The organism is Pseudomonas sp. ASL4 (assembly GCF_056680395.1).
In genome coordinates this window covers 2,370,255-2,396,664 of record NZ_CM155280.1, presented here as the reverse complement: position 1 = coordinate 2,396,664, position 26,410 = coordinate 2,370,255, and the positions used below count along the sequence as shown (strand labels likewise).

General features: G+C 58.7%; 27 protein-coding genes and 2 pseudogenes. 13 read left to right on the top strand and 16 right to left on the bottom strand.

The window, feature by feature from the left end; translation table 11 throughout:
• Positions 1-47: 47 nt before the first annotated feature.
• On the bottom strand, positions 48-581 hold the full coding sequence (locus AC1MEW_RS10825) for a gluconokinase (protein ID WP_201206048.1): 534 nt from the start codon (positions 579-581) through the stop codon (positions 48-50).
• Between the two features lie 215 nt (positions 582-796).
• Between AC1MEW_RS10825 and gntR the strand changes: the two genes are divergently transcribed.
• Entirely contained in the window at positions 797-1,828 is a 1,032-nt protein-coding gene (gene gntR, locus AC1MEW_RS10820) for an HTH-type transcriptional regulator GntR (protein WP_480426215.1), read from the top strand.
• Between the two features lie 177 nt (positions 1,829-2,005).
• Here the strand turns inward: gntR and AC1MEW_RS10815 are convergent, their stop codons facing one another.
• Positions 2,006-2,254, bottom strand: a complete 249-nt coding sequence (locus tag AC1MEW_RS10815; RefSeq protein WP_480426214.1) for a DUF6124 family protein — start codon at positions 2,252-2,254, stop codon at positions 2,006-2,008.
• A 498-nt stretch (positions 2,255-2,752) separates the two neighbouring features.
• Between AC1MEW_RS10815 and AC1MEW_RS10810 the strand changes: the two genes are divergently transcribed.
• Complete coding sequence (locus AC1MEW_RS10810; RefSeq protein ID WP_322269416.1) at positions 2,753-3,298, top strand: hypothetical protein; 546 nt, start codon at positions 2,753-2,755, stop codon at positions 3,296-3,298.
• On the opposite strand, the gene AC1MEW_RS10805 is transcribed toward AC1MEW_RS10810, so the two are convergent.
• The gene (locus AC1MEW_RS10805; protein ID WP_480426213.1) at positions 3,237-4,112 is read right to left on the bottom strand and encodes a LysR family transcriptional regulator; all 876 of its coding nucleotides are present in this window, start codon (positions 4,110-4,112) and stop codon (positions 3,237-3,239) included. The two genes, AC1MEW_RS10810 and AC1MEW_RS10805, sit on opposite strands and share 62 nt — an antisense overlap.
• Before the next feature lie 120 nt (positions 4,113-4,232).
• Between AC1MEW_RS10805 and AC1MEW_RS10800 the strand changes: the two genes are divergently transcribed.
• From AC1MEW_RS10800 to AC1MEW_RS10780, 5 genes are all read left to right on the top strand, one after another.
• Positions 4,233-4,664, top strand: coding sequence for a PACE efflux transporter (locus tag AC1MEW_RS10800; protein ID WP_480426212.1), 432 nt, complete (start codon positions 4,233-4,235; stop codon positions 4,662-4,664).
• Between the two features lie 42 nt (positions 4,665-4,706).
• Positions 4,707-5,339 carry a glutathione S-transferase family protein gene (locus tag AC1MEW_RS10795; RefSeq protein WP_480426211.1) on the top strand — a complete coding sequence of 211 codons (633 nt, stop codon included), beginning with the start codon at positions 4,707-4,709 and terminating at the stop codon, positions 5,337-5,339.
• A gap of 212 nt (positions 5,340-5,551) precedes the next feature.
• Positions 5,552-6,292 (top strand): NAD-dependent epimerase/dehydratase family protein, encoded by a 741-nt coding sequence (locus tag AC1MEW_RS10790; protein WP_201257453.1) that lies wholly within the window; start codon positions 5,552-5,554, stop codon positions 6,290-6,292.
• A 125-nt stretch (positions 6,293-6,417) separates the two neighbouring features.
• A complete protein-coding gene (locus tag AC1MEW_RS10785) occupies positions 6,418-7,842 on the top strand; it encodes an MFS transporter (protein ID WP_201206056.1) in 1,425 nt (474 codons plus the stop codon).
• Between the two features lie 136 nt (positions 7,843-7,978).
• Positions 7,979-8,527 (top strand): hypothetical protein, encoded by a 549-nt coding sequence (locus AC1MEW_RS10780; protein WP_322269424.1) that lies wholly within the window; start codon positions 7,979-7,981, stop codon positions 8,525-8,527.
• A 129-nt stretch (positions 8,528-8,656) separates the two neighbouring features.
• On the opposite strand, the pseudogene AC1MEW_RS10775 reads toward AC1MEW_RS10780, so the two are convergent.
• The 3 genes and pseudogenes from AC1MEW_RS10775 to AC1MEW_RS10765 all read right to left on the bottom strand — a co-directional run.
• Positions 8,657-9,079 (bottom strand): annotated as a pseudogene (locus AC1MEW_RS10775) (methyl-accepting chemotaxis protein); the annotation flags it as partial.
• 168 nt (positions 9,080-9,247) lie between these two features.
• Positions 9,248-9,871: pseudogene (locus AC1MEW_RS10770) on the bottom strand (PAS domain-containing protein); the annotation flags it as partial.
• A 542-nt stretch (positions 9,872-10,413) separates the two neighbouring features.
• Complete coding sequence (locus AC1MEW_RS10765) at positions 10,414-11,286, bottom strand: LysR family transcriptional regulator (RefSeq protein ID WP_322269426.1); 873 nt, start codon at positions 11,284-11,286, stop codon at positions 10,414-10,416.
• A 99-nt stretch (positions 11,287-11,385) separates the two neighbouring features.
• Between AC1MEW_RS10765 and gstA the strand changes: the two genes are divergently transcribed.
• On the top strand, positions 11,386-11,988 hold the full coding sequence (gene gstA, locus AC1MEW_RS10760) for a glutathione transferase GstA (protein WP_480426210.1): 603 nt from the start codon (positions 11,386-11,388) through the stop codon (positions 11,986-11,988).
• 143 nt (positions 11,989-12,131) lie between these two features.
• Here the strand turns inward: gstA and AC1MEW_RS10755 are convergent, their stop codons facing one another.
• From AC1MEW_RS10755 to AC1MEW_RS10740, 4 genes are all read right to left on the bottom strand, one after another.
• Complete coding sequence (locus AC1MEW_RS10755; protein ID WP_201206062.1) at positions 12,132-13,145, bottom strand: ABC transporter substrate-binding protein; 1,014 nt, start codon at positions 13,143-13,145, stop codon at positions 12,132-12,134.
• Entirely contained in the window at positions 13,142-13,690 is a 549-nt protein-coding gene (locus AC1MEW_RS10750; protein ID WP_322269428.1) for a sigma-70 family RNA polymerase sigma factor, read from the bottom strand. Before AC1MEW_RS10750 ends, AC1MEW_RS10755 begins: the two co-directional genes overlap by 4 nt.
• A 144-nt stretch (positions 13,691-13,834) precedes the next feature.
• A complete protein-coding gene (locus tag AC1MEW_RS10745; RefSeq protein ID WP_480426209.1) occupies positions 13,835-14,626 on the bottom strand; it encodes a phosphate/phosphite/phosphonate ABC transporter substrate-binding protein in 792 nt (263 codons plus the stop codon).
• A gap of 133 nt (positions 14,627-14,759) precedes the next feature.
• Positions 14,760-15,701, bottom strand: coding sequence for a fatty acid desaturase (locus tag AC1MEW_RS10740; RefSeq protein ID WP_480426208.1), 942 nt, complete (start codon positions 15,699-15,701; stop codon positions 14,760-14,762).
• Positions 15,702-16,165: 464 nt separating this feature from the next.
• Between AC1MEW_RS10740 and AC1MEW_RS10735 the strand changes: the two genes are divergently transcribed.
• Together AC1MEW_RS10735 and AC1MEW_RS10730 are read left to right on the top strand one after the other, a co-directional pair.
• Positions 16,166-16,603: a GNAT family N-acetyltransferase gene (locus tag AC1MEW_RS10735; protein ID WP_480426207.1), complete on the top strand. Its 438-nt coding sequence runs from the start codon at positions 16,166-16,168 to the stop codon at positions 16,601-16,603.
• A 60-nt stretch (positions 16,604-16,663) separates the two neighbouring features.
• Positions 16,664-17,485, top strand: a complete 822-nt coding sequence (locus AC1MEW_RS10730; protein ID WP_480426206.1) for a class I SAM-dependent methyltransferase — start codon at positions 16,664-16,666, stop codon at positions 17,483-17,485.
• Between the two features lie 129 nt (positions 17,486-17,614).
• On the opposite strand, the gene def is transcribed toward AC1MEW_RS10730, so the two are convergent.
• From def to AC1MEW_RS10715, 3 genes are all read right to left on the bottom strand, one after another.
• Positions 17,615-18,154, bottom strand: a complete 540-nt coding sequence (def, locus tag AC1MEW_RS10725) for a peptide deformylase (RefSeq protein WP_480426205.1) — start codon at positions 18,152-18,154, stop codon at positions 17,615-17,617.
• 2 nt (positions 18,155-18,156) lie between these two features.
• The gene (locus AC1MEW_RS10720; protein WP_480426204.1) at positions 18,157-19,104 is read right to left on the bottom strand and encodes a YihY/virulence factor BrkB family protein; all 948 of its coding nucleotides are present in this window, start codon (positions 19,102-19,104) and stop codon (positions 18,157-18,159) included.
• A 176-nt stretch (positions 19,105-19,280) separates the two neighbouring features.
• A complete protein-coding gene (locus AC1MEW_RS10715; RefSeq protein WP_201206077.1) occupies positions 19,281-19,472 on the bottom strand; it encodes a CsbD family protein in 192 nt (63 codons plus the stop codon).
• A gap of 200 nt (positions 19,473-19,672) precedes the next feature.
• Here AC1MEW_RS10715 and AC1MEW_RS10710 point away from each other — a divergent pair, with 200 nt between their 5' ends.
• Positions 19,673-20,050: a hypothetical protein gene (locus AC1MEW_RS10710; RefSeq protein WP_322269434.1), complete on the top strand. Its 378-nt coding sequence runs from the start codon at positions 19,673-19,675 to the stop codon at positions 20,048-20,050.
• Between the two features lie 268 nt (positions 20,051-20,318).
• Here AC1MEW_RS10710 and fadD1 read toward each other — a convergent pair whose 3' ends face one another.
• The gene (gene fadD1 / locus AC1MEW_RS10705) at positions 20,319-22,010 is read right to left on the bottom strand and encodes a long-chain-fatty-acid--CoA ligase FadD1 (RefSeq protein WP_322269435.1); all 1,692 of its coding nucleotides are present in this window, start codon (positions 22,008-22,010) and stop codon (positions 20,319-20,321) included.
• A 331-nt stretch (positions 22,011-22,341) separates the two neighbouring features.
• Complete coding sequence (gene fadD2 / locus AC1MEW_RS10700; RefSeq protein ID WP_201206083.1) at positions 22,342-24,030, bottom strand: long-chain-fatty-acid--CoA ligase FadD2; 1,689 nt, start codon at positions 24,028-24,030, stop codon at positions 22,342-22,344.
• Positions 24,031-24,257: 227 nt separating this feature from the next.
• Between fadD2 and AC1MEW_RS10695 the strand changes: the two genes are divergently transcribed.
• Positions 24,258-25,202, top strand: a complete 945-nt coding sequence (locus AC1MEW_RS10695; RefSeq protein ID WP_201206085.1) for an alpha/beta hydrolase — start codon at positions 24,258-24,260, stop codon at positions 25,200-25,202.
• A 54-nt stretch (positions 25,203-25,256) separates the two neighbouring features.
• Positions 25,257-25,727: a MaoC family dehydratase gene (locus tag AC1MEW_RS10690; protein ID WP_201206087.1), complete on the top strand. Its 471-nt coding sequence runs from the start codon at positions 25,257-25,259 to the stop codon at positions 25,725-25,727.
• 208 nt (positions 25,728-25,935) lie between these two features.
• Here the strand turns inward: AC1MEW_RS10690 and AC1MEW_RS10685 are convergent, their stop codons facing one another.
• Positions 25,936-26,403, bottom strand: coding sequence for a ferritin-like domain-containing protein (locus tag AC1MEW_RS10685; protein ID WP_201194003.1), 468 nt, complete (start codon positions 26,401-26,403; stop codon positions 25,936-25,938).
• Between the last annotated feature and the right edge of the window lie 7 nt (positions 26,404-26,410).

The window sequence follows — 26,410 nt, the reverse complement described above, 5'->3', positions numbered from 1 at the left end:
CAATTATTCAAAAGCTATCAGGACAGCGCTATCTCTTGGAGCAAGACTTAACCGGCGAGTTTCAAACCGTGTTTGAGCCACCAGGCTTGAGCTTGTTGAGCCAATTCGTCGACGCTGTGATTCGAGGCGTCGAGGGCCAGGGTCAAGGGTTCGCCGACTGGCGACTCAAGGGTGGCGAACTGGCTGTCGATCAGGGTCGACGGCATGAAGTGGCCCGGTCGATGGGACACCCGCTCGGCGGCGACTTCAGGGGTCAGCTCAAGGAACACAAAGCCCAGGCCCGGCAAGGCACTGCGCAGTACTTCGCGGTAACTGTGTTTGAGGGCCGAACAGGTCAGCACCGGGCGTTCGCCCTTGGCATCGACGCGGCGCAGTTCATCGCACAGGCTGTCGAGCCAGCCGGCACGGTCTTCGTCATTCAGGGGAATACCCGCGCTCATCTTTTCGATATTGGCGGCAGGGTGGAAAGTATCGCCTTCAATGGCAGTCGCGCCGCTGAGTTGGCACAAGGCCTCGCTGACGCAAGTCTTGCCGCAACCGGCAACGCCCATGATGACCAGGGCGGTGATGGGATGATTCATGAAACACCTCAGCGCGCAGACAGCGCTACCTTTGCCAGTTATGACACTAGACCAAAAGTAGAAGTTGCCGACGCCTTCTTGTCATTTTTGTGGGTTGCAGCATGTTCGTTCCCAACGCCAAAAAGCGAGGATCAGGCAAAACTCGCTTACGCATTTGCAGCTGCTTCGGGACAGCGCTACCTTAGTGCCTTGAATTTTGTTTGGCAAGCCGCCCGATGACCTCCCCTAAAAACGACAAAAATACACGCACCACCGGCCGCCCTACCCTCAATGAAGTCGCGCGCCTGGCCGGCGTCAGTCCGATTACCGCTTCCCGGGCCTTGCGCGGTGTCAGCACCGTGGCCACCGAACTGGTGGAAAAAGTCCAGAAAGCGGCGCTTGAGCTGAACTACGTGGTCAACCCCGCCGCCCGCGCCCTCGCCTCGGCCCAGAGCCATTCGGTGGTGGTGTTGGTGCCGTCGCTGTCCAACCTGTTGTTCATCGACACCCTGGAAGCCATTCATCAGGTTCTTCGGCCCAAGGGCTTTGAAGTGCTGATCGGCAACTTCCATTACTCGCGCGATGAAGAAGAAAACCTGCTGCGTAACTACATGGCCTATCAGCCACGCGGCTTGCTGCTGACCGGTTTCGACCGCACCGAAAGCTCGCGACGGATGATCGAGGCGAGCAATATTCCCTGCGTGTACATGATGGAACTGGACAGCGGCGCGGGCCTTAATTGCGTCGGTTTCTCGCAACTGGCCGCCGGCGAAACGGCAGCCGAGCATCTGCTGTCCCGCGGTCGCAAACGCCTGGCCTACATCGGCGCGCAGCTCGACCAACGCACCTTGTTGCGCGGCGAAGGTTTCCGCAAATCCCTGCAAAAGGCCGGCTTGTATGACCCGGACCTCGAAGTGCTGACCCCGCGCGCGTCCTCCGTCGGTTTGGGCGGCGAACTGTTCCTGCAACTGCTGGTCAGCCATCCGGACGTCGATGCGATCTTCTTTGGCAACGACGACCTGGCCCAGGGTGCACTGCTCGAAGCCATGCGTTGCGGGATCAAGATCCCCGAGCAAGTGGCGATCCTCGGCTTCAACGACCTGCCGGCCTCGGCGCACATGGTGCCGCGCCTGAGCAGCATCAGCACCCCACGCGAAGCCATCGGCCGGCGCGCGGCGGAACAGATGCTGACGCTGATGGCCGGCAATGCAGTGGCCAAACCGGTGCAGGACATGGGGTTTGAGTTGATGGTGCGGGAAAGCACCTAAGGCCAACCGCAGTCCATTGTGGCGAGGGGGCTTGCCCCCGTTGGGTTGCGAAGCAGCCCCAGAACCTACGACCGCATTTTTTCAGGTAGTCCGCGTGCACCGGTCTACGACTGCTTCGCAGCCGAACGGGGGCAAGCCCCCTCGCCACAGGTTAACTCGCAGCCCTGGATTCAGCGGTTAGTCTTGCGAATCGAGGTTATCCAGCACCCGATTCACCGCCAGTTCAGCCTGCATGATGATCTGGGCAATCCCCAACGCCGTGTTGCGCTGCGTACCTTCCAGAAACACAGCGAAGTCATGGGCAATGACACACGCCGAGGCCAGTGATTCGCAGGCGTGGGCCAGCAGGGTCTCGTTGTCGATATTGGGGTTGATGGCGAAGATTGGACTGGGTTTGCGCGGGGGGTTGGGAGTTGGTTTGAACATGATCACGCTCCTAGAGTTATGGAGCTGCCACGATTCGCTGCTAGACGAAAATAAGGTGACAGCTGTGCGCGGGCTAGCAGACCGGGACTCTAGAGACCGGTAGACCCGAAGGTCTTCCCACGCACAGCCGCCATAACGTGAACGGATCACGAACGGTGAACGCTATGCGTCTAAAGTACCCAGGCTGCTAGACCCGATCGCTGAATTGCAGCGACACGGGAACGATAGTGTCCGGATGCCAGGCACACAAGCCGGCGGATTCTGGCGTAGTTGTAGGCAATGGAGCAAGAACCTGTAGCCTTCGGCAACCTGCTGAAACCTCTTTCCTACGGAGCATTCCTACATGCTTGTCTGTGGCGAGAGAAGCTGAGACCGGCGACTGATCATCCGCATTCTGAAACACCTTTTATCGGACACTCTATCGGCACGCGTGCAGAATCCTCGGCACTCGTGACCTGACTCAACAACGGCCCCCGGCACTTCCCCCCGGACACCTCCATGCGCAAAACATCCCTTTTTAACCCACTCCTGCTGCTCTGCATCAGCCAGCCACTCCACGCCGCAGAGCCAGACAACTGGACGCACCTTTTGAACGAACCCGGCTTCATGCCGGCGATCAAAAGCTGCCTCGCCGTTCATCCGCAAGGTCAGGGACCGGCCGTTGTCATGAATGTCTGGCATGCCAGTCTCGAAGAGGCCGGCGTCATGACCACCGATCTGGGCGGAGGCCGACAGGTATGTTACGCCAGTAAACAAACGGGCCAGGTCAGTCGATCCGAGACGTTGTTCGATCTGCCCGGGCCGTTGTTTGTTTCCGTTGATCAGGTTTCGGTCGCCCCCAAGGGAACGTGCATCGAATCCACCCCGGTGTACGTCAACCTAAAACTCCAGGGCTGGATTCTCAGGCAACCCGTACTCGACCCCAACCTTCCCAGCGCCTGTTCGTCTCCAATCTGGGACGAACTGCTCAACACTGAACGGGCTAAGTCCGCCCCATCAACTCAACAAACGCCAACGCGCCCTTCTGCAACGGCTGGCTCTTGAGCCACACCGCATGCACCGGTAACACCAAGCCGTTTTCGATGTTCCTGAACCTCAGGCGCTTGAGCCTTCCAGCGTCCAGCAACGGCTGCACCACCGACAACGGAAAGTTGCCCCAGCCCAACCCGGCTTCGACCATTTCCAGTGCCGCCGCCAAGGTGTCGGTACGCCAATAAGACTCAGCCACCAAGGGGCGGGTTTCGCTGATCGGCAAGTCACGGCTGGCGACGATGATCTGCCGTACATGCACCAGGTCTTCCAGAAACAAATCCTGCCCCTGGAACAGCGGATTGTCCGCCGCCAGCGTGGCGATCATCCGCTCGCTGCCGACGAACTGAAAACGCTCCAGCACGTTCATGCTCAACCCGGCGAATGCCAGGCACACGCTGACACGACCACTGTGGAGCAGCGCCAACACATCATCCTGGGGCGCACTGAGCACTTCGATCTCCAGCAGCGGATGACGCTCGGCAATGACCTTGATCGCCGCCATCAAACCGCGTTTGTCGATGTCCGCCACCACCCCGATCGATAACTTGCTTTCCAGCCCCAACGACAACTCGACCGCGTGCACCTGCAACTGCTTGAGCTGATCAAAAATCAGCCGGGCATGAGGCACCAAGGCACTGGCCATGGCGGTCGGCACCGGTTCGCGATGGCTGCGGTCGAACAGCGGATAACCGAGCTCGGCTTCTAGGTTGCCGATGCCCATGCTCACCGCCGACGGCACTTTGCCTAACGCCCGGGCAGCGGCGGAAAACGAGCCGCGCTCGATCACCGCGAGAAACAATTCGATGCTGTCGCTGTTGAAGTTCATCCGGCGTCCTATCAATAAAACTGAAAGCTACTGACTTTTTCTATCAGCTATATTGAAGCTATCTTTTGTCGCCTTCGCCAGTGCTGCTGGCATTTGTTCGCAAGAAAGAGGCAAAACCCTATGCAAGGCGTTAAACGCAAACTGGTCTACGTGTCGCTGTATGAAGTCATCGGCATGACCTTCTCGGCCCTCGGTCTGGCGCTGTTGTCCGGCACTTCACCCGGCAGCACTGGCCCGCTGGCGGTGATCATCACCACCCTCGCCGTGACCTGGAATTTCATCTACACCTCGCTGTTCGAACGCTGGGAAAGCCGCCAGCCTTCGCGCACCCGTACCGTTAAACGGCGCATCGCCCATGCCGTGGGTTTTCAACTAACCTTGATTGTGTTCCTCATCCCGTTGATCGCCTGGTGGATGAACATCAGCCTGGTCCAGGCGTTTCTCCTCGACCTGGCGCTGATCATCTTCATCCCGTGCTACACCTTCGCGTTCAATTGGTTGTTCGATCGCACGCTTGGCTTGCCGGCGTCGGCGCTGCCGGACCCCGCTTAATGTTAGATTCCCGAGGCGTCGATTCGCTAAAGGAGTAGCTCCATGGAACATGCACTGAAGATTCTCGGTAAAGCGTCGTCCATCAACGTCAGAAAAGTCCTGTGGACCTGTGATGAGCTGGGCGTTTCCTACGAACGTGAGGATTGGGGCAGCGGTTTTTCCTCGACCCACAGCCCCGAGTTCACCCGTCTCAACCCCAACGCCCAAGTGCCGGTGATCATCGATGAGGCCGGGGTGTTGTGGGAGTCCAATACCATTTGCCGTTACCTGGCCGGCAAGCATCACAACCACGATTTGCTGCCCAGCGAACCGGCCGCGCGCGCGCGGGTAGAACAGTGGATGGATTGGCAGGCCACCGAACTCAATCGGTCCTGGGGCTATGCGTTTACCGCGTTGGTGCGCAAGGACCCGGAATGCCAGGACCCGCACCAGATTGTCGTCGGCGTCAATGACTGGAACCACAAGATGGGCATCCTCGAACATCAACTCGCGACCACCAAAGCCTACGTCGCCGGACCACGCTTCACACTGGCCGACATCGTTATCGGTTTGTCGGTCAACCGCTGGTTGATGACGCCGATGGAGCGGCCCGACTACCCCGCTGTCGACGAGTATTTCCAACGGCTGGCGCAGCGTCCGGGCTTCATGAAGCACGGCTGCAACGGCTTGCCATAACGACTGTCATCGCCCAAAAAGATAAAGCTGACAATGAATACCCTGTGGCGAGGGAGCTTGCTCCCGTTGGACTGCGCAGCAGTCCCCTTCTTTTTGGATAAAGAGAGGGGCCGCTTCGCAGCCCAGCGGGAGCAAGCTCCCTCGCCACTGGTTCGGTGTCAGGCTTAACTGATCGGCATTACCACCGCCCCTTTTCCAAAAAAGAGAGATTCATGAACGGACTCAACGTACTGCTGACCGGTGCCTGCGGCAGAATCGGCAAAACTTTTTTCGAAGCCTCGAAAGATCGCTACACCTTCGTGCTGACTGATCGCATCAAACCCGACTTTCCGGTCGATGCGCCGCACCGCTTTGTGCGCCTGGACATGGCCGATCCCAAGGCAATAGAAGAGGTGCTGGAAGGCATCGACGTCATCGTCCACCTGGCCGGAATCCCCCACGCCACCGCGACCTTCGATGAACTGTTGCCCAACAACATTCTGGCCACCACCTACCTGTTCGAAGCGGCAGTGGCGGCGGGTTGCAAGCGATTGGTGTTCGCCAGCAGCGCGCAAACCATCGAAGGCTACCCGGTGGACCGGCAGATCACCCCTGGCATGCAGGTCATGCCGGCCAATCTGTATGGCGTCAGCAAATGTTATGGCGAAGCGTTGTGCGCGTTTTACGCCACAAAACGCGGGCTCTCGACCATCGCCATTCGCATCGGCGCATTCGAATTCCCGGATCGTCATGAGCTGACCAACGCCCGAGACTTGAGCGCCTGGCTCAGTCCTCGGGATGCGGTGCAGTTGCTGCAGCGTTCCGTGGAAGTCGAAGGCGTGCAGCACCTGATCGCCCATGGGATTTCCAACAACCGGTTCAAACGTCTCGATCTCAGTGAAACCACGCGGGTGCTCGGTTATCTGCCAGTGGATGATGCGTTTCGCGAGTTTGATATCCCGATCGCGCCATAAACCCTTAAAACGTAAGCCGTTATTGCAATAAATAAGCGAGTTTCGGGATAACGCCGCCAAGATTCACAACCATTCATTTCCGATAGCAGGCTAAGCTTCCTCTTCAACAAGAATCGGATCAGCCCATGCCTGCTCACTCCCCCGCCGCTGCTCAGTCAGACGGCATCGACCCTGTTCGTGCCGCACAGATTTCCGCCCGCATCGACCGCCTCCCCGCCGTCTCCACGATATGGAGGCTGGTGGCATTACTGTCGATTGGTGGTTTTTTCGAGCTGTATGACCTGTTCCAGACCGCATACATCAGCCCCGGCCTGATCCGCGACGGGATCTTCACCACCGGCAGTCAGGGTGTGTTCGGTTTCTCCGATCAGGCAGCGTTTGCCTCGGCGACATTTCTTGGACTGTTCCTTGGCGCGAGCTTGCTGAGCCCTTTGGCTGACCGCTTCGGGCGGCGTGCGATCTTCACGTTTGCGCTGATCTGGTACACCATCGCGACCGTGGCCATGGGCGTGCAGAGTTCGGCATTGGGCATCATCTGCATGCGCTTTCTGGTGGGCATTGGTCTGGGCATTGAGTTGGTGACCATCGACGCCTACCTCTCGGAATTAGTGCCCAAACGCATGCGCAGTTCGGCGTTTGCCTTCGCGTTTTTCGTGCAGTTTCTGTCGGTGCCGGCGGTGGCACTGATGTCCTGGTGGCTGGTGCCGCAGGCGCCGTTCGGGGTGTCCGGCTGGCGCTGGGTGGTGTTGGCCAGTGCGGTGTTTGCCTTGTTCATCTGGTGGTTGCGTTCGCGCTTGCCGGAGTCGCCGCGGTGGTTGGCCCAGCATGGCCGTTTTGATGAGGCCAGCCGGATTCTGGATGGCGTCGAAGCGCGTTGTGTGAAGGATCAGGGCAAGCCACTGGACGAGCCGGAACTCGCGGCGGTCGACGTTCAGGGCCCGGGCCGTTTTGCCGATATCTGGCAGCCACCCTATCGTCGTCGGGCGTTGATGCTGATTGTCTTCCACGTGTTCCAGGCCATCGGCTTCTTCGGTTTCGGCAACTGGTTGCCGGCGCTGCTTTCGGGCCAAGGCGTGAGCGTGACCCACAGCCTGATGTACGCCTTCATCATCACGCTGGCCTACCCGCTCGGGCCGCTGCTGTTCGTGAAGTTTGCCAACCGCTTCGAGAACAAATGGCAGATCGTCGGTTCGGCCTTGGGCGCCATGACCTTCGGCACGCTGTTCGCGCTGCAGACCAGCGCTGTCGGACTGATCGTCTGTGGGGTGATGATCACCTTCTGCAACGCCTGGCTGAGCTTCGCCTATCACTCCTACCAAAGCGAACTGTTCCCCACCAACATCCGTGCCCGGGCCGTGGGCTTCTGCTATTCGTTCAGCCGTTTGTCGACGGTGTTCAGCAGTTTGCTGATCGGGATCTTTCTCGAACACTTCGGCACGCCGGGGGTGCTGGCGTTTATTGTCAGCAGCATGTTGATCGTGATGATCACCATCGGCTACTTCGGGCCGCGCACCCGGAACCTGGCACTGGAGAACATTGCTCACCGCTGACGCCTGCGCGGTTGCCGCCCAGCGGCAAAGTTTGACCGCTGCCGTCGCTCAAACGCCCCAAATACAGGGCGATTCAGCGACGGCACGCTAATTGCTCCGACACACCCGACAGCAATTACCTACAGGCTTACCCATCATGTTGGTCAACGCCCAGAAAGCTTCCATCATTCAACCGACGCAACGCACGGACATGGACCCGACCACGGCCGCCGCCAGCGCGCTGTACAGTGGTTTGATCCAGAACGCGCAGAACACCGTCGCGCAGATCAAGCAGGACAGCACCAACGTCCAGGCCTCCGGACTGACATCTGCCACCCAACAAGTCAGCGCCGCGAGCACCATCAGCGACAACGTTGATGAAGCGTTCGCCAAAACCCGCGTAGGCCTGCAAACCGCTGTCCCGGATGACTCCACCACCAAGTCCACCGACAGCACTGCGATGACCGACTTCAAGGACTACATGAGCAAATCCCCGGAACAGCGGATGCGCGACAGTATCCTGCAAGGGATGGGCATTACCGAAGACCAATTGAGTGCCATGCCACCGGCGCAACAACTGGCCATCGGCAAAGAGATCGCCCAGCGCCTCGAAGATAAAATGAAAGTGGCGCAGACAGAGAAAGCAAATAGCAGTACCTCGAGTGACACGACTCAGGCGACTGACAAGTTTCTTGCTTCGCTGTAAGCCAAAGTACAAAACCTGTGGGAGCGGGCTTGCTCGCGAAAGCGGTATGACAGTCAACGTAGATGTTGAATGTAATTACGCCTTCGCGAGCAAGCCCGCTCCCACATTTGATTTGCGGTGTTCCTGGGATCAGTTCAGTTGCAGGGTTGAGTTGAACTGACTGATCGCATCCACCACATGCCGCGACCCTTGCTGAATCTCCAGAATCACCTCCCCCGCCTCGTTCGCCAGTTCCACGCCTAGCCCGGTTCGGCTCAAACTCGATTGCATGCTCGACACCGCGCTCAGCGACAAATCATGGTTTTTGCGCACCACCTCGACAATCTCCAGCGTTGCCTGACTGGTTCGGGCCGCGAGGCTGCGGACTTCATCCGCCACCACCGCGAACCCGCGCCCATGCTCCCCGGCCCGGGCCGCTTCGATCGCGGCGTTGAGCGCCAGCAGGTTGGTCTGGTCGGCGATGCCGCGAATGGTCTGGACGATGGTGCCGATGATGTCGGACTGCTTGCTCACCGCATCGATGCTCAGGGCCGCTTCGTTGAGGTCGCGGGAAATGTCCTGAATGATCTGCACCGTTTGCTGAACCACCAGGGAACCTTTCTGCGCACAGGCGTCGTTTTGTACCGAGGTGCTGTGGGCCGATTCCGCGGCGGTTTGCAGGGTCATGACCTGTTGAGTGATATCGCTGGCGAACTTGACCACTTTGTACAACCGGCCCTTGGTATCGAACAGTGGGTTGTAGGACGCTTCCAGGAATACCGTATGACCGTACTTGTCTTTGCGCTCGAAACGGTGCGAGTGATATTCGCCGCGATTGAGTGACGCCCAGAACGCTTTGTACTGCGCGGACTCGGCTTCGGCACGGTGGCAGAACAGGCTGTGGTGTTGACCCACTACTTCGTGGAGCGAGTAATGCATGGTTTTGAGGAAGTTTTCATTGGCGGTAATAACGCGACCGTCCGGGGTGAATTCGATTACCGCCATGGACCGCCCGATGGCCGCCAGCATGCTCTCCTCTTCGTGCTCTTTATAGATTCGGCCAGAGATGTCCGAGGCCACTTTCATCACACTTTTAATCTGGCGATCGGGTCCGAATACCGGCATGTAACTGGCTTCAAGCCAGATCTCTTTGCCCGCCTTGTTCAATCGCAGGAAGGTGCCACTGACCGGTTCGCCACGAGCGAGGTCGCGCCACAACTTGGCGTAGGCTTCACTGCGATAGAACGCTTCTTCACAGAAAATGCGGTGGTGTTTACCGCGAACTTCTTCGACGCTGTAGCCCATGGCGGCGCAAAAGTTTTCGTTGGCGTCGAGCACGATGCCTTCGGGGCTGAACTCGATCATCGCCATCGAACGACTGACCGCCGCCAACTTGGCGTTGGTCTCGGTCAATGCACAGTTGAAGCGTTCGATCTCCAGCAAGTCAGCCTTGTGATGTAGGTTGAACATGGCTCTATCACCTTAAGCGCGTTTTTTTGATTGATGAAAGTTCTTGGTCTTTCAAGATCCACCACTACGTTCCACGGAACAGGCGCACGCATCCCTCCACAGGAAGGATTTGTCAGGTGATAAATGATGTTTAATCGGAGAGTCCCTGCTGCGACGCTCTTATCAAGGCATCCTTCTCTTGATAGCCCGGTCGGGCCAACCTAACGTTTTGCTAAGTAACTCCATTTACCGGATGGCTCCATGTTGTTCAGTGTCGGTGCCTTGAGTTGCGCACTCTGCGGCTTATGTCACGGGCTCACTTTTGCAGTCACGAACCATTCATTTTTGCGACTGAAATAGTTAGTTACGACTGAGCATAGCCAGTGAAATGTCGGATGCAATGCCATTAGTCGGCCAGTATTCAGCACAAAATCGGTTCAGCATCCATTCATTGCCGATCATTGATCGGCGAGCATGCCCAGCAACGCTTGTACTGCGGCCGACGGTGCCTTGTGTGCCGCCACCACCAGGGCAAACTCGCGATCGATCCGCGGGGTTAACGGAACAACCCGCAGGCCCTGGCGATTGGCTGGCAGTGTCATTTCTGGCACCAGCGTCACCCCGATGTTTTCTCGCACCAGGGTGAACGCGCTGCTCCACTCGCGGACCTCGGCCCGCACGTCCAGCAATTGCAACCCGGCGTCGGCCGCCAGGCTGCGGGCATTGGTCGAACAACCGCCGGTGGCCAGTACAAAGGGTTGCGCCACCAATTGAGCGAGACTGATACCGTCTTCAATGCAGCCACGCGCCAGAGGGTGGCCGGCGGGCAGCACCGCCACCCAGGCATCGCGCCCCAAGCGCCCGACGCTGCGCCCGGACGCCGGGTTCAACACCACGCCGACATCCACCAAACCGGCTTCGAGCAAGGTTTCGACTTCATCGTCGCTGACTTCCAGGGCCACTACTTGAATGCCGGGGTAGAGACGATTGAACTGGCGTAGCAGCGGCGGTAGAAACGTTGCCAGCACCATCGGAAAACTGGCCAGCCGAATGCTCCCGCGCTGGACGTCCCTGGCGGCATCGACGGTGCTGCGAATGTTCTCCAGGGCACCGAGCATGGTGCGTGCCTGCTCGATCACCGGCAGGCCGATGGCGGTCGGCAGGGTCTGGCGGTTTTCCCGGCTGAACAGTTGAACGCCCAGGGTCTCCTCGATCAGCGCCAACGCCTGACTGGCGCCGGACTGCGTCATGCCGACCCGCTCGGCCGCCCGGGTGATGTTGCCGGTATCGGCCACCGCCACCACCATTCGCCAATGCATCAGATTCATCATGGCAGTAGCTGTCCTTATGGCAGTGTTCTGAAAGATTAATTTTACGAAGCCCGGCGCGCACTATGACACTGGCCTAAACCCCCAACCAGAGCCCTGCCCATGAAGTTGTATTACGCACCCCAAGCCTGTTCGATGGCGCCGCACATTGTGTTGCGCGAACTGGGTCTGCCCTTCGCATTGATTCGTGTCGATAACAGCACCAAGCAAACCGTCGCCGGTGAAGACTTCCTCGCCATCAACCCCAAGGGCTACGTCGCGGCGCTGCAACTGGACAACGGCGAGGTGTTGACCGAAGGCCCGGCGATCCTGCAATACCTGGCGGACCTGCGGCCCGAAGCGAATCTGGCGCCGGCGAACGGGAGTTTCGAGCGAGTGCGATTGCAGGAATGGCTGAACTTCGTCTCGACCGAGATTCATGGCGGGCTCGGTGCATTGTTCAATGCGCAGTTTCCCGATGAGGTGAAAGTGCTGATCAAGGCGAAACTGTTCAAGCGTTTTGGGGTGTTGAGCCAGACGCTGGAGCGACAGGATTATTTGATGGCGGGTGGGTTCAGTGTTGTCGATGCGTATCTGTTTACGGTGATGCGCTGGACCGGTTTTTTTGGCATCGATCTAAACGAATGGCCAGCATTGGCGCGGTTTCAGGCAAGGATTGATTCGCGGCCGACGGTGAAAGCGGCGTTGGCGGCGGAATTGGCGTAGGGCTGAAGGCCATTCGCGAGCAAGCCCGCTCCCACAGGGGATCTCCAGTGAACACAGACTTTGTGAACACCAAAAATCCAATGTGGGAGCGGGCTTGCTCGCGAAGGCTATCGCTCAAACACCACAAAAACATCAGAAAGAACCTACAAACTCCCACTCACCTTGGTCGCCACCTCCCCCGGCACCCAAGCCTTCCATACCTGCGGCTGATCACGCAAAAACGCTTCGGCCACCTGACGCGGTTGCTGACGTTTTTCGCTCATCTGCGCCAGGGTCTGGTTCAGCAGACCAATCGGCAAGTCGACCTTTTCAAAGAACGCCACCAGGTCCGGGTACTGCGTCTTGAACGGCGCGGACACGCCAATCGCCAAGCTGGCCGGCATTGAACGGGTGCCCTTCGGATGCGGGTTGTTGGCATCGGCCAGGGTCTTCCAGGCTTCGGCATCGAACGGCGGCTCTTCAAGTTTCACCAGTTTGAAACGGCCCAACAACGGTGTCGGCGACCAGTAGTAGAACAGCACCGGTTTGCCACGACGGATCGACGACGCCACCTCGGCATCCAGCGCCGCACCGGAGCCGGTGCGGAAGTTGACGTAGTCGGCAGTCAGGTCATAGGCCTTGAGTTTCTGACTGTTGACGATCTCCGAAGTCCAGCCAGTAGGGCTATTGAGAAAGCGCCCGCGACTCGGGTCTTCAGGGTCGCGGAACACGTCCTTGTAGCGGGCCAGGTCAGCAACGGACTTCAGCTCCGGGGCCAACGGTTTGATGCCGCGTTCCGGGTCACCCTTGATCACGTATTCCGGCACCCACCAACCTTCGGTGGCGCCTTTGACCGTGTCGCCGAGGCCGAACACTTTGCCTTCGGCCGAGGCCTTGACCCACGCCGGACTGCGCCCGGCCCATTCTTCGCCGATCACCTGGATATCGTTCTTGGACAGCGCCGCTTCGAGGCTGACGGTGCTGCCGGGCAAGGTGTCGGTCGGGTAGCCGTAACCTTTCTCGACGATCAGTCGCAGGACTTCGGTGATGAAACTGCCGCTTTCCCAGGCAATGTCGCCAAAGTGGATCGGCGTGGGTTTTTCGGCGGCAGGAACGTGGGTAGCCACGAGGCTCAGGGCCAGCAGCGAACTGCCGAGCAGGGTTTTGATCGATCTCATGCGGACCTCTGGGTCAAAGGTGTTCGATTGATGGATTCATTGGCGCTGTGCTGGACGCACAAAGCCTGGGAGCGGGTCATGTAGACGCTGACCGAACGCTGGGAAATGCCCAGTTCGGCGGCGATTTGCGGGTAGGTCAGGCCATCGATTCGCGACAACAGGAACGTTGCCCGGACCTTGCCCGGCAAGCGTTCAAGCGTGCGGTCGAGGCCATGCAAGGCTTGGGTCAGTTGCAGCAGGTCTTCGGGCGATCCCGCCTGATGCGGGTCGAGTTGCTGCAATTGATCGAGGTGCTGGCGCTCTAGATCCCGGCGGCGCCAAAGCTGATAGATCAAGCGCTGGGCGATGGTGGTCAGCAAGGCGCGGGGCTCGCGAATTGGCGTCAGCCCTGGGGATTCCAGCAGTTGGGTGAAGGTTTCGGCGGCAATGTCTTCGACGCTTGCGCTGGCGCCCAACTGCCGGCGCAACCGTGCGCACAGCCAGGCGTAATGCGCGCGGAACAATCCGCCCACGTGGTGACGATGGGAAAGGTCGGCGCCGGACATAGGGGCTCCTGGGGTTAGGGGTCGCTGAATGTCCGGTGATCCGGTGGCGCGATTCTAGCCAAGAGCCTTATTCTTTAATAAGACTTAAAAGGCATTTTTATATTCGATTATGGAATTTACAGAGATAAAGTCAAAAGATCGTACCTAACGCAACCGCCCATACCCCAACGCCTCGGCCTCTTGCTGGTAATCGAGCACGATCTGATAGTCGCTTTCCGTCGCGGGTAACACCTCTCGCAAACCCAGGATCTCGGCAACGTCCGGCAACTCCCGCAACGCCTCATTCATCACCCGCCGAAGCCTCTCGATCTGCTCATCGCTGGCACTGGCAGCGGTGATGTAAGGCAAGGTCGGACTGAAGGCACTTCGAGCGATAACGCGCAAGCCGGCCACTTCCGCTTCGGCGTGCCGCGCCAGGTAGGCGAAGGTCACGCTGTCGATGGCCGCCAGGTCAGCCAGGTCTTCACGCAGCCAGCGCAGGCTTTCGCGGTGGCCACCGCTGATGCCGACACTGGCGAAGAACTGGCCGTCGCGGTGCAACGGCGCCAGTCGATGACGCAGCAGGTTCATGCCGCTGTTGGAGCCTTCGTCGTTGATCACCCCGCGACTGTTGTAAAAGGCCGGCAAGCTGCGGCGCGGATCGTCGGCGCGGCAGAGCAACAGGCTGCAATGGTTGCCGGTGTTGCTGTCCGGCAGTTCGTAATGCGGGCGACCAACGACCCGGACCTGACCGCGTAACAAGGTCATCAGCGGATAGCCGCAGGTTTGGGTCAGCAGCAGGTTCGGGGAGCACCAGAGGTCTGGCAGTGACAGCCCTTCGGCGGTTTGGCGGGACACGCCCAGTCGCTCGATAATTCGGGTCAGCCAGACTTCATTGGCCTGGCGGATTGGCTCGGGGGCGACGTACATCAGTAGTTCGGCGATGCGTTGTGTCATCGAAATCTCCCATACAACGAATATCCAATGTGGGAGCGGGCTTGCTCGCGAATGCGCTGTGTCAGTCGACATCTTGGGTGCCTGATACGCCGCATTCGCGAGCAAGCCCGCTCCCACAAGGGATCACCTTCAATCAATAGAATGGATGCTGCGGGCTGTCGATCGCCTTCACGCCATTTTGGCGCCACAACTGCCCATAACCCTGCACCAAAAACCCGCCACTGCGCGCCAGCCATTGCTCACGACGTGCGTGATAAGCCGCGGGCAAGTCATACCAGGGCAGGCTCGGCAAGTCGTGATGCACCAGGTGCAGGTTGTTGTTCAGGAACAGCCAGCTCCACGGCCACGCCGCTTCATTGAGCACGGTACGTTGCTCGGGTTGGGCGTTCGGGCGGTGTTCATAGTAGGAGCGAATCATTGCAATCGACAGCGCCGGCACGCTGATCAGCAACAGGTAATGCCACACCGGCAGCACGCTGAAGTGCGCGATGAACGCCAGCATCAACACCGTAAGCGTGCTGTGGGTCAACCACATCAGCCAGGCTTGGCGCTCGCCCGCGCGCAGGCGTCGCAGTTCTTTGCGGGCCAGGGCCTGCAACGCCATGGGCGCGCCAACCATGACGCGCCCGAGCACGGTTTTGTTCAGCCGGTGCAGGGCCTGTTTGAACACCGAGCTGCGTTGCCAGTGCGCGGCGCTGAGGTAACGGCTTTCCGGGTCGCGACCGGGGACGGTCAGGTCTTCGTCGTGGTGATGCAGCAAATGGCTGTCGCGATAGAGGGTGTACGGAAACCACACTGCAAACGGTGCGTAACCGATGAGTTTGTTCAGGGCCAGCCTGCGCGTGGGGTGCCCGTGGAGCAATTCGTGTTGCACCGACAACCAGAGCACCACCAACGGAATCAGCAACAGCGTGCTCCACCAAAGGCCCAGCCGGTCACTGGCCAAGACAATGCTGAACCAGGCCGCGTACACGCCAATCAGCAACAACCAGGTGGGCCATTCGGTGCGAGCGGTCAGGCGTTGGCGCAGGGTTTCGATTTCTTCTCGATGGGCGGCGTCGAAGTAATGGGACATGGCTTTGCTCAGAACGGGACTTGTCCCTCTCTGTGCAATAGCGTGGGGAAATCTTGCAGATTATTTGGTTAGGTCGTCAGAGTGTGTTGGTTAAGCATTTGTGGCGAGGGGGCTTGCCCCCGTTCGGCTGCGCAGCAGTCGCAAAGGCGATGACCATTCTTCAGGTCAACCGCAGGGGAGCGCTTCGCGCTCCAACGGGGGCAAGCCCCCTCACCACAAAAAGCCCCTTAGCCACAGGGTGATTCAGGTCTCAGTGCCCGAACACGTCCACCTTCTTGGCCTTCTTGTCCGCGCGCTTTTCATCGGCGGTTTTTGCCGGTTTTTTCTTCGCAGCTTTCTTTGAATCCATGCCTTTGGCCATGATACGTACTCCACTTATACGGGATGTGAAGTCAGGTATACACCTATCGCGCCGCTCGCGTTCTTTTATAATCGCCCGCTCAGCCAACCGACAGCCAAAGCCCATGCCAGACACCCAATACACCTTGCTCGACGAGCCGTTATGGCCGTTGATGAACAAGTTTTACCGCGCCCACCAATCGCCAATGAAAGCGGTGCGCGATGCTCGACTCTGGGTAGCCAGGCGCGGGGAAATCGTCGCCGCGCTGTGCTTGCGCCCTGTGTCGGGCGGGCATTGGTTGACGGGGTTGTTTGTCGATCCGGCCTGTCGCGAGCAAGGCGTGGCGGCGGCGCTGATCGCCGCAGCCGTCAAGGACCTCGACAGCCCGGCGTGGCTGTTCTGCCACCCGGATTTGCGCGGGTTTTACGAGCGTCGCGGCTTTTATTTCGACCCGCAAATGCCCTACGCCATGGTCGAGCGCTTGAGCCGTTACGCGCGTAGCAAACCCATGATCGCCATGGGCTTAGAACCGTTGGCGAGGTCGACCATCGATAATGTGTGATCGCCCGTCGATGGCTGCGTGCTAGCCTCGTGGTCGACTTCGACTTCGCCAGGATGCGCCATGAAACCTGCCCTACTCGCCTTGACCCTCACCGCCCTGCTCGCCCCTGTTTTGGCTCACGCTGCCGACACGCAACCCCTCTCGGCCAAGCAATACGCCGAGGTGCTAAAAGGCACTTGGCGCGCGCCGCAGAACGTGGTGCGCGACGTCTACCGTCACCCGCAACAGAGTCTGCAATTCTTCGGGTTGCGGCCGAATCAAACAGTCATCGAAATCACCCCCGGCAGCGGTTGGTACAGCGAATTGCTCGCCCCGCTGCTCAAGGATCACGGCACCTATATTGCCGCTGTCCAGGCGCCGACGGTCAGTGACTCGGCGCGCAAGAACGAAGAAACGCTGAAGGCGAAATTCGCCGTCGCGCCTGCCCAATATGCCAAGGCCCGGGTGGTCGAGTTCGACCCCAAGGCCCCGGTGTTGGGCAAACCCGGTTCAGCCGATACCGTGCTGACCTTTCGCAACGTGCACAACTGGGTGCTGGCGGACACGGCGCCGTTGATGTTCGAGTCGTTCTTCAAGGTGTTGAAACCGGGTGGCGTGCTCGGTGTGGTGGATCATCGGGCCAAGGACGGGGCGTCGCTGGAGGACATCAAGCACAGCGGTTACCTGACCACGGCGTATGTGGTGAAACTAGCGACCGATGCCGGGTTCAAGCTTGAGGGACAAAGCGAGATCAATGCCAACCCGAAGGACACCAAGGATTACCCTGAAGGCGTCTGGACCTTGCCGCCGACGTTGACGTTGGGGGAGAAGGACAAGGCTAAATATCTGGCGATTGGTGAGTCGGACCGGATGACGTTGCGGTTCATCAAACCCGCGAAATAAAGATTCAGAGCACACCTAAATCAACTGTGGGAGCGGGCTTGCTCGCGAAGAGGGAGTGTCAGTCGATATCTTTTCGCCTGACACACCGCTTTCGCGAGCAAGCCCGCTCCCACATTGTTTTGTGGTGATTCAGTCGTCTGCGTTGGGGTCCAGGTCCGGGAACATCACTTCGGTAAACCCGAACTTGCTGAAGTCACTGATCCGCGACGGGTACAACCGACCGATCAAATGATCGCACTCATGCTGCACCACCCGCGCATGAAACCCCGAGGCAATACGCACGATCGGCTGGCCCCTCGGGTCAACGCCTTCATAACGAATGTGCTGGTAACGATCCACCGCGCCGCGCAGGCCGGGCACCGACAGGCAACCTTCGAAGCCCTCTTCCAGGGTCGGACTCAACGGCGTGATCAGCGGGTTGATCAGAATCGTCTGCGGCACGGCTTCGGCGTCGGGATAGCGTTCGCTGTGCTCGAAACCGAAGATCACCAGTTGCAGGTCGACGCCGATCTGCGGCGCGGCCAGGCCAACGCCACCCACGCTTTCCATGGTCTGGAACATGTCGTCGATCAGTTGCCACAACTCGGGGCTGTCGAACATTTCGGCCGGCACGGGAGGGGCAATGCGCAGCAGGCGTTCATCGCCCATTTTCAGAATTTCACGGATCATGTTCAGGCTTCGTCAGAGGTCGGTTTGAGCGAGTGGTCCCGTCCCAGTCCCGAAACGTGTTGTTTGGGTTCGTCGTTCTCGCCAGGGACCTTTTCGCCAGGGTCCTTGCCTTCGCTCGACATATGCTCGATCACCGCATTCATCTCCGCGCCGAGCAACAGCACCGCCGAGGAAATGTAGAAGTACAGCAACAGCACGATGATCGCGCCGATACTGCCATACATGGCGTTGTAGTTGGCGAAGGTCTTGACGTAAAACGCGAAACCCAACGACGCGATAATCCACACCACCACGGCCAGCACCGAGCCTGGGGTGATGAAGCGAAACTCTTGTTTGACGTCAGGCATGACGTAATAGATCAATGCCACCGCGACCATCATCAGGATCACGATGACCGGCCAGCGCGCGATGGTCCAAACCGTGACGATGAAATCTTCCAGCCCGACCTGCGACGCGATCCAGCCCATCACCTGCGGCCCGAGCACCATCAACGCGGCAGCGGCCAGCAGCATGCCAGCAATGCCGACGGTGTAGAAAACCGACAGTGGAAAACGCTTCCAGAGCGGACGACCCTCGACCACATCGTAGGCGGCGTTCATCGCGTTCATCATCAGCCGCACACCGGCAGAGGCGGTGTACAGGGCGATGACGATACCGACCGAGAGTAACCCCCCCTTGGATTGCTGGAGCTGATCGATGACCGGGTTCACTTGTTCCAGAGCCTGGGGCGGCAACACCAGTTCCGATTGCAGACGCAGCCAGGAGAAGAAGTCCGGCAGGTGCAGGAAACCGATCAGGGCAATCAGGAACAGAATGAAGGGGAACAACGAGAACAGCATTTGATAGGCCAGCGCCGAGGCGTAGGTCGACATTTCATCGTCGATGAACTCTTTGACCGTACGCACCATCACGTGGTGCAGGGGCAGACCTTTCATGTCCGGGAAAATCATTAGCGTCTCCTTTCGCCGCAAAAAGGTTGAAGTCGGGGCGACTCAGAGGCCGTTTTCTACATCAAAGTAGCCTACTTGGCGACTCTGAAACAATTTCGTTGTTTTAACCGGGGCGGCTGACGCAAAAACGGCCATCCGCGGATGGCCGTTTCAGTGTGCCTTGAAGGGGCGGCACGTCAGGACTTATCGACCGCTTTCTTGATCGCGTCCTTGGCTTTGCCGACTGCTTGCTGTGCCTCGCCTTTCTTCTCCTGCATCTTGCCTTCAACTTGCAGTTTGGTGTTGTCAGTGGCCTTGCCGACGCCTTGCTTGACGTTGCCGACCGCTTCGTTTGTCACGCCTTTAACTTTATCGCCAGTGCTGCTCATGGTGTTTCTCCTGTGAACAATTCAAAGGGCATAGTCGTTACACAAAGATTGACCGGCAGCGTTTGCACGGAGTTTCATTTATTTTTAACGCGACATTTCATCGCTGCGCGCAGGTTGGGCTTTATGTTTGCCGTCCAACCCCCGAGAATGCGCAACGTATTCAGGCCATGGCGCTGAAGATCCAATCCCGTAGGAATGTTATGAAACTCGATAAAAAGCAGGCCATTGCCCGCAGAAACCTGGAGCTCGGCGGTGCTGTGCTTGGCGTCAACAACTGCCATTTCACCGAATTGAACCGCAATCGCAACATCTGGTGGTTCGACATCCCGGTAGCGCGCCTTGCCGTTGGTCAGTACGAATGGGTTCACCTGCTGATGCACACACCGGACACCGACGAACTGGTGCACCTGAAAGTGCCGACGGTGTTCCTGCGCGAGAAGCTCGAAGGCCTGGTGGTGCGCAATGAAGGCAAACGCAAAGCAGCCCTGAGCCTGGAACTGAGCGCCGACAAGGACTCGTACCTGCAGGACATGCGTCCGGCGGGCACCAACGTCAACTTCGCGCCGTTCCGACTCTAAAAGCCAACGCGGACCATTGTGGCGAGGGGGCTTGTCGGAATGCCGCACCACCCCGTTCGGCTGCGAAGCAGTCGTAAAACCATCTTATGCGGTGCACCTGATGCACCGCGGTTGCAGGTTTTAGGGGCGCTTCGCACCCCAACGGGGTGGTGCGGCATTCCGACAAGCCCCCTCGCCACAGAAAGCTCTTTGCCCACAAGAGCGCGCCTGATATTTCGGGCAAACAAAAAGCCCCGCATCTGCGGGGCTTTTGTGTTTTACGCGGGGCTTACTTCTTCAGGCCCAGCTTTTTCAGCTCTTCGTCGCGCAGTTCGCGGCGCAGGATCTTGCCGACGTTGGTGGTCGGCAGCGCATCGCGGAACTCAACGGAACGCGGGACCTTGTACCCGGTGACGTTGGCGCGCATGTGCTCCATCACCGTTTCCTTGGTCAGCGTGACGCCCGGCTTGGCAACGATGAAGATCTTGATCGCCTCGCCCGACTTCTCGTCCGGAATACCGATGGCTGCGCATTGCAGCACGCCCGGCAGGGTCGCGAGCACATCTTCCAGTTCATTCGGGTATACGTTGAAACCCGAGACCAGAATCATGTCTTTCTTGCGATCGACAATGCGCATGTAGCCATCAGGCTGGATCAGCGCGATGTCACCGGTCTTCAACCAGCCTTCGCTGTCGAGCATTTCATCGGTGGCTTCCTGACGCTGCCAGTAGCCCTTCATGACTTGCGGACCTTTCACACACAGTTCGCCGATTTCGCCTAGCGGCTGTTCAACACCGGCATCGTCGATGACTTTGCACAGGGTCGATGGAACCGGAATACCGATGGTGCCGACCTGAATGTTCTGGATCGGGTTGACCGTGGCCACCGGGCTGGTTTCGGTCATGCCGTAACCTTCGCAGATGGCGCAACCGGTGACCGCTTTCCAGCGCTCGGCGGCGGCCAGTTGCAGGGCCATGCCACCGGACAGGGTGACCTTCAGCGCCGAGAAATCCAGCTTGCGGAACGCTTCGTTATTGCACAGCGCCACGAACAAGGTGTTCAGGCCAACGAAACCGCTGAACTTCCACTTCGACAGTTCCTTGACCATCGCCGTCAGGTCGCGTGGGTTGCTGATCAGGATGTTGTGGTTGCCGATCAGCATCATCGCCATGCAATGAAAGGTGAAGGCATAGATGTGGTACAGCGGCAGCGGCGTGATCAGGATCTCGCAACCTTCATTAAGGTTGGAACCCATCAGCGCCTTGCACTGCAGCATGTTCGCCACCAGGTTGCGGTGGGTCAGCATCGCGCCCTTCGCTACGCCAGTGGTACCGCCGGTGTATTGCAGCACCGCGACATCGCCGCTGTCCGGGTTGGCTTCAGCCACTGGCTGGCCGTGGCCCTTGCTCAGCACGTCGTTGAACTTGACGGCCTTGGGCAAGTGATACGCCGGGACCATCTTCTTCACATACTTGATGACGCTGTTGATCAGCAGACGCTTGAGTGGCGGCAGCAGGTCGGCGACTTCGGTGACGATGACGTGCTTGACGCCGGTTTTCGGCACCACGGTCTGGGCCAGATGCGCCATGTTGGCCAGGCAGACCAGGGCTTTGGCACCGGAGTCGTTGAATTGGTGTTCCATCTCCCGCGCGGTGTACAGCGGGTTGGTGTTGACTACGATCAGCCCGGCGCGGATCGCACCGAATACGGCGACCGGGTACTGCAACACGTTAGGCAGTTGCACGGCGATTCGATCACCGGGCTGCAAGTCGGTATGCTGTTGCAGGTAAGCGGCAAAGGCACCGGACAATTCGTACAGTTCACCGTAGGTGATTGTCTTGCCCAGGTTGCTGAATGCCGGTTTGTTGGCGAAGCGTTGGCAGGACTGCTTCAACACTGCCTGAATATTCGGATACTCGTCTGGATTGATGTCGGCAGCAATCCCGGCAGGGTACTTATCCTTCCAAAAGTCTTCGATCATGGAAGCCCACTCCTCAGCAACGCGAATTCATCACCGCATTTGATGCGATTATTATTGGTGTATGTTTTTTATTGGTGAGTCTGGCTTTTATATAGCCGAGATGTCACAAAGCGCGCCGAGAGTAGCAGCTTTGCAAAGGGCCGCCTAGAGCCCAAAACAGCCTCCACAGTCATATTAGTGACTCAAGACCAATCAATGGTCTTTTTTAGAGCAAAGATTCTATAGCGACAGAAAACGCTCTAAAACAAGCCTTACAGCCAAACAGCGAATACAAAAAAAGGGGCGACCGCATTTGGTCGCCCCTTTTTGCTGTAGCTTCGCTAACAATTCATTACGCGATATCGCGTAACTCCCGCCGCAAGATCTTGCCCACCGGCGTCATCGGTAACGACTCACGCAACACAATATGCTTGGGCACTTTGTAGGCGGTGAAGTTTTCTTTGCAGTACGCCTTCAACTCTTCAAGGCTGACTCCCGACTCACGGGCCACCACAAACAACTTCACCGCTTCCCCCGAACGTTCGTCCGGCACGCCGATGACTGCGCAGTTGGCGACTTTCGGGTGAGCCATCACCACGTCTTCGATTTCGTTCGGGTACACGTTGAAGCCCGAGACGATGATCATGTCTTTCTTGCGATCGACGATACGCACGAAACCGTCCGGGTCGATCACCGCGATGTCACCCGACTTGAACCAGCCCTCGGCATCCAGCACTTCGGCGGTGGCTTCGGGTTTCTGCCAGTAGCCCTTCATGATCTGCGGGCCCTTGATGCACAACTCGCCCCGCTCGCCCAACGGCTGCTCAATGCCGTCATCATTGATAATTTTGAGCGTAGTGCCCGGCACCGGCAGGCCGACCGTGCCGATTCGCGACTTATCGCCATACGGGTTGGTGCAGGCCACCGGTGAGGTTTCGGTCAGGCCGTAACCTTCGGTGATGCGGCAACCGGTGAGCTGTTCCCAACGCTCGGCGGTGGCCTTGACCAACGCGGTGCCGCCGGAGTTGGTGAGCTTGAGGCTGGAGAAGTCGAGGGTCTTGAAGTCCGGGTGATCCATCAGCGCCACGAACAACGTGTTGAGCCCCAGCAATGCCGAAAACCGCCAGTTCTTGAGTTCCTTGATAAAGCCTTTGATGTCCCGTGGATTGGTGATCAGCACGTTGTGGTTACCGGTCACCATCATGCACATGCAGTTCGCCGTGAATGCATAGATGTGGTACAGCGGCAGCGGCGCGATCATCACCTCCTGCCCTTCGCGCAGCAGCGGCTGACCGTCGTCGCCGAACTGCCCCAGGCACGCCCGCGCCTGCTGCATGTTTGCCACCAGGTTGCCATGAGTGAGCATCGCGCCCTTGGCCAGACCGGTGGTGCCGCCGGTGTATTGCAACACCGCGATGTCGTCGAGGCCGACGCTCAGTGGCTTGATGCCCAGGCCCCGGCCCAGACGCAGCGCGCTTTTGAAGGAAATAGCCTGGGGCAAGGAATAGTCCGGGACCATTTTCTTGACCTTGCTCACCATCGTGTTGACCAGCCAGCCTTTGGCGGTGGGCATCAGGTCGCCCATCTTCGCTTCGATCAAATACTGGATGTCGGTGTCGGCCAGCACTTCCTGAACCTTGGCGCCGAACATGTTCAGGTAGACCAGCGCCCGGGCACCGGAATCCTTGAACTGATGACGCATCTCCCGCGGGGTGTACAGCGGGTTGGTGTTGACCACGATCAGCCCGGCGCGCAAGGCACCAAACACCGCTATCGGGTAATGCAGGACGTTGGGCATCTGCACCGCGATGCGATCGCCCGGCAGCAGGTCGGTGTGGGCTTGCAGGTAACCGGCGAAGGCAGCGCTGTGGCGTTCGAGTTCGGCGTAGGTCAGGGTCACGCCCATGTTGCTGAACGCCGGGCGATCCGCGAACTTCTTGCAGGAACGCTCGAACACCTCGATCACCGACTTGTAAGCCCCAAGATCAATGTCCAGGGGCACGCCGGCCGGGCGTTTGTCATTCCAGAAATCAGGTTGCATTGTTCTTGTCCTCTTTACCTGAATCACCTCGGCCACTTTTCTGTCACTTCTGAAAAAACAAAAAGTGAAAAGCGGAGCTTCACGGACACTAGCAGCTATGGCGAATCAGGCAAATACGGCCAACACCGTCATTGATCGTGTGAATCTTCCTAGCGTGCTGTGGGCTGATCAGACGCCGGGCGAGGGATGCGCTATACAATGCAACCACATCGTGCAAAGGAATCGCCATGATCCACGACACTTTCTGGCTGACCGCGTCTGACCACAGCCGCCTCTTCGTCAACCAATGGTTGCCCGCCACGCCTTTAAAAGCCGTGATTCTGCTGGCCCATGGCATGGCCGAGCACAGCGGTCGCTACGGGCGTCTGGCAGAAAAACTCTGCGAGCAGGGCTACGGTGTCTGCGCGCCGGACCTGCGTGGACATGGCAAAACTGCCGAAAACGGGACACTGGGCCATTTCGCTGATGACGATGGCTGGTGCAAGGTCGTCGGCGACCTGGCCAGCCTCAACCAGCACATCGGCCAGCAGCACCCCGGGGTGCCGATTGTGCTGCTTGGCCACAGCATGGGCAGCTACATCGCCCAAGCCTATCTGCTGCATCACAGCGCCAGCCTGCACGGGGCGATTCTCAGTGGTTCGAACTTCCAGCCCGTGGCGCTTTATCGCGCGGCGCGGCAGATTGCCCGTCTCGAACGGTTGCGTCAGGGGCCGAAGGGGCGCAGCGCGTTGATCGAGTTCCTGTCCTTTGGCTCGTTCAACAAGCAATTCAAACCGGCGCGCACGCGATTCGACTGGCTGAGCCGCGACCCGCTCGAAGTCGATAAATACGCCAACGACCCGCTCTGCGGCTTTCGCTGTACCAATCAGCTGTGGATCGATTTGCTCGGCGGCTTGCAGCAAATCAGCAAAGCGTCCAATCTCGCCCAGGTCGATCCGGGCCTGCCCTTGCTCGTAATAGGCGGCGAATGTGATCCGGTAAGCGAAGGTAAGCGTCTCAAAGATCTGGCTCATGCGCTACGCGCGGCCGGCAGCCAGAACCTGCAATTGAATATTTACCCGCAGGCACGGCATGAGCTGTTCAACGAGAGCAACCGCGATGAAGTGACCGCTGACGTACTGAACTGGATCGCCCAGGCGCTCAGCCACCGCCGTCCGGCCAGAACCGAATAGTTTTTCGAATAGTTTTTTTGTGGATTTTTAAATTCGTCACAGGAATTGAGACAGATGACCCAGGTTACCAACACCCCTTACGAAGCCCTTGAAGTCGGCCAGACCGCCAGTTACAGCAAGACCGTCGAAGAGCGCGACATTCAGTTGTTCGCCGCGATGTCCGGCGATCACAACCCGGTGCATCTGGACGCCGAATTCGCCGCCGGCACCATGTTCAAGGAACGTATCGCCCACGGCATGTTCAGCGGCGCCCTGATCAGCGCTGCCGTCGCCTGCGAGTTGCCTGGGCCGGGCACTATTTATATCGGTCAACAGATGACCTTTCAGAAACCGGTGAAAATCGGCGACACCCTGACCGTGCGTCTGGAAATTCTCGAAAAGCTGCCCAAGTTTCGGGTGCGCATTGCCACTCGCGTGTTCAACCAGCGCGATGAGTTGGTAGTGGATGGCGAGGCCGAGATTCTGGCGCCGCGTAAGCAGCAGACGGTGAACTTGCCGGTTCTGCCGCCGATCAGCATTGGCTGAAACGCCGCTTATCTGTGGCGAGGGAGCTTGCTCCCGCTGGGGCGCGAAGCGGCCCTAGAGTCTGAAACCGCGGAGTATCAGGTACACCGAGTGCAATGGTTTTACGACTGCTGCGCAGCCGAGCGGGAGCAAGCTCCCTCGCCACAGTGATTAGCAGGCACAAAAAAACGCCAGTCAGACTGGCGTTTTTTATTACAGCCAAGAACCCTTACGAACGAGCACGAGCCTGATTACGCAGGGCTTTCACCTGGTCGTGGTTGCGTTGCACGCCGTGATACTGACGCTCAACCAGGTCACGAATACCCACCAGGTTGTGTTTGGTGATTTTTTCCAGCGCTTCCTTGTAGGCCTTCAGCGCATGGTCTTCACCGCGCTCGGCTTCGTTGAGCACAGCCTCCTCGCCCTTGCCGGTAAACATTGCTTTCACATCGACCCAGCGACGATGCAAGTCACCGCTAACGCTGGTGGAGGTTTCCGGATCGCCACCCATGGAACGCACAGCGCTCTGCAGTTCGGCAGCAGCAGTCGCGCAATCGGCGGAACGCTGAACGAACAGGGTTTTGAGTTCTGGGTGTTTGATGTCTTCAGCGCAAGTCTTGAACCCTTCCTGACCGTCTTTGCTGGTTTCAATCAGGTCGTTGAGTACAGAGATCGCTTCTTTATTGAGGTCGGTCATTTTTCAA

Coding starts and splice junctions, on each gene's coding strand:
- AC1MEW_RS10825 (WP_201206048.1), bottom strand. CDS start 581: ATGAATCATCCCATCACCGCCCTGGTCATCATGGGCGTTGCCGGTTGC.
- gntR (WP_480426215.1), top strand. CDS start 797: ATGACCTCCCCTAAAAACGACAAAAATACACGCACCACCGGCCGCCCT.
- AC1MEW_RS10815 (WP_480426214.1), bottom strand. CDS start 2,254: ATGTTCAAACCAACTCCCAACCCCCCGCGCAAACCCAGTCCAATCTTC.
- AC1MEW_RS10810 (WP_322269416.1), top strand. CDS start 2,753: ATGCGCAAAACATCCCTTTTTAACCCACTCCTGCTGCTCTGCATCAGC.
- AC1MEW_RS10805 (WP_480426213.1), bottom strand. CDS start 4,112: ATGAACTTCAACAGCGACAGCATCGAATTGTTTCTCGCGGTGATCGAG.
- AC1MEW_RS10800 (WP_480426212.1), top strand. CDS start 4,233: ATGCAAGGCGTTAAACGCAAACTGGTCTACGTGTCGCTGTATGAAGTC.
- AC1MEW_RS10795 (WP_480426211.1), top strand. CDS start 4,707: ATGGAACATGCACTGAAGATTCTCGGTAAAGCGTCGTCCATCAACGTC.
- AC1MEW_RS10790 (WP_201257453.1), top strand. CDS start 5,552: ATGAACGGACTCAACGTACTGCTGACCGGTGCCTGCGGCAGAATCGGC.
- AC1MEW_RS10785 (WP_201206056.1), top strand. CDS start 6,418: ATGCCTGCTCACTCCCCCGCCGCTGCTCAGTCAGACGGCATCGACCCT.
- AC1MEW_RS10780 (WP_322269424.1), top strand. CDS start 7,979: ATGTTGGTCAACGCCCAGAAAGCTTCCATCATTCAACCGACGCAACGC.
- AC1MEW_RS10765 (WP_322269426.1), bottom strand. CDS start 11,286: ATGATGAATCTGATGCATTGGCGAATGGTGGTGGCGGTGGCCGATACC.
- gstA (WP_480426210.1), top strand. CDS start 11,386: ATGAAGTTGTATTACGCACCCCAAGCCTGTTCGATGGCGCCGCACATT.
- AC1MEW_RS10755 (WP_201206062.1), bottom strand. CDS start 13,145: ATGAGATCGATCAAAACCCTGCTCGGCAGTTCGCTGCTGGCCCTGAGC.
- AC1MEW_RS10750 (WP_322269428.1), bottom strand. CDS start 13,690: ATGTCCGGCGCCGACCTTTCCCATCGTCACCACGTGGGCGGATTGTTC.
- AC1MEW_RS10745 (WP_480426209.1), bottom strand. CDS start 14,626: ATGACACAACGCATCGCCGAACTACTGATGTACGTCGCCCCCGAGCCA.
- AC1MEW_RS10740 (WP_480426208.1), bottom strand. CDS start 15,701: ATGTCCCATTACTTCGACGCCGCCCATCGAGAAGAAATCGAAACCCTG.
- AC1MEW_RS10735 (WP_480426207.1), top strand. CDS start 16,166: ATGCCAGACACCCAATACACCTTGCTCGACGAGCCGTTATGGCCGTTG.
- AC1MEW_RS10730 (WP_480426206.1), top strand. CDS start 16,664: ATGAAACCTGCCCTACTCGCCTTGACCCTCACCGCCCTGCTCGCCCCT.
- def (WP_480426205.1), bottom strand. CDS start 18,154: ATGATCCGTGAAATTCTGAAAATGGGCGATGAACGCCTGCTGCGCATT.
- AC1MEW_RS10720 (WP_480426204.1), bottom strand. CDS start 19,104: ATGATTTTCCCGGACATGAAAGGTCTGCCCCTGCACCACGTGATGGTG.
- AC1MEW_RS10715 (WP_201206077.1), bottom strand. CDS start 19,472: ATGAGCAGCACTGGCGATAAAGTTAAAGGCGTGACAAACGAAGCGGTC.
- AC1MEW_RS10710 (WP_322269434.1), top strand. CDS start 19,673: ATGAAACTCGATAAAAAGCAGGCCATTGCCCGCAGAAACCTGGAGCTC.
- fadD1 (WP_322269435.1), bottom strand. CDS start 22,010: ATGATCGAAGACTTTTGGAAGGATAAGTACCCTGCCGGGATTGCTGCC.
- fadD2 (WP_201206083.1), bottom strand. CDS start 24,030: ATGCAACCTGATTTCTGGAATGACAAACGCCCGGCCGGCGTGCCCCTG.
- AC1MEW_RS10695 (WP_201206085.1), top strand. CDS start 24,258: ATGATCCACGACACTTTCTGGCTGACCGCGTCTGACCACAGCCGCCTC.
- AC1MEW_RS10690 (WP_201206087.1), top strand. CDS start 25,257: ATGACCCAGGTTACCAACACCCCTTACGAAGCCCTTGAAGTCGGCCAG.
- AC1MEW_RS10685 (WP_201194003.1), bottom strand. CDS start 26,403: ATGACCGACCTCAATAAAGAAGCGATCTCTGTACTCAACGACCTGATT.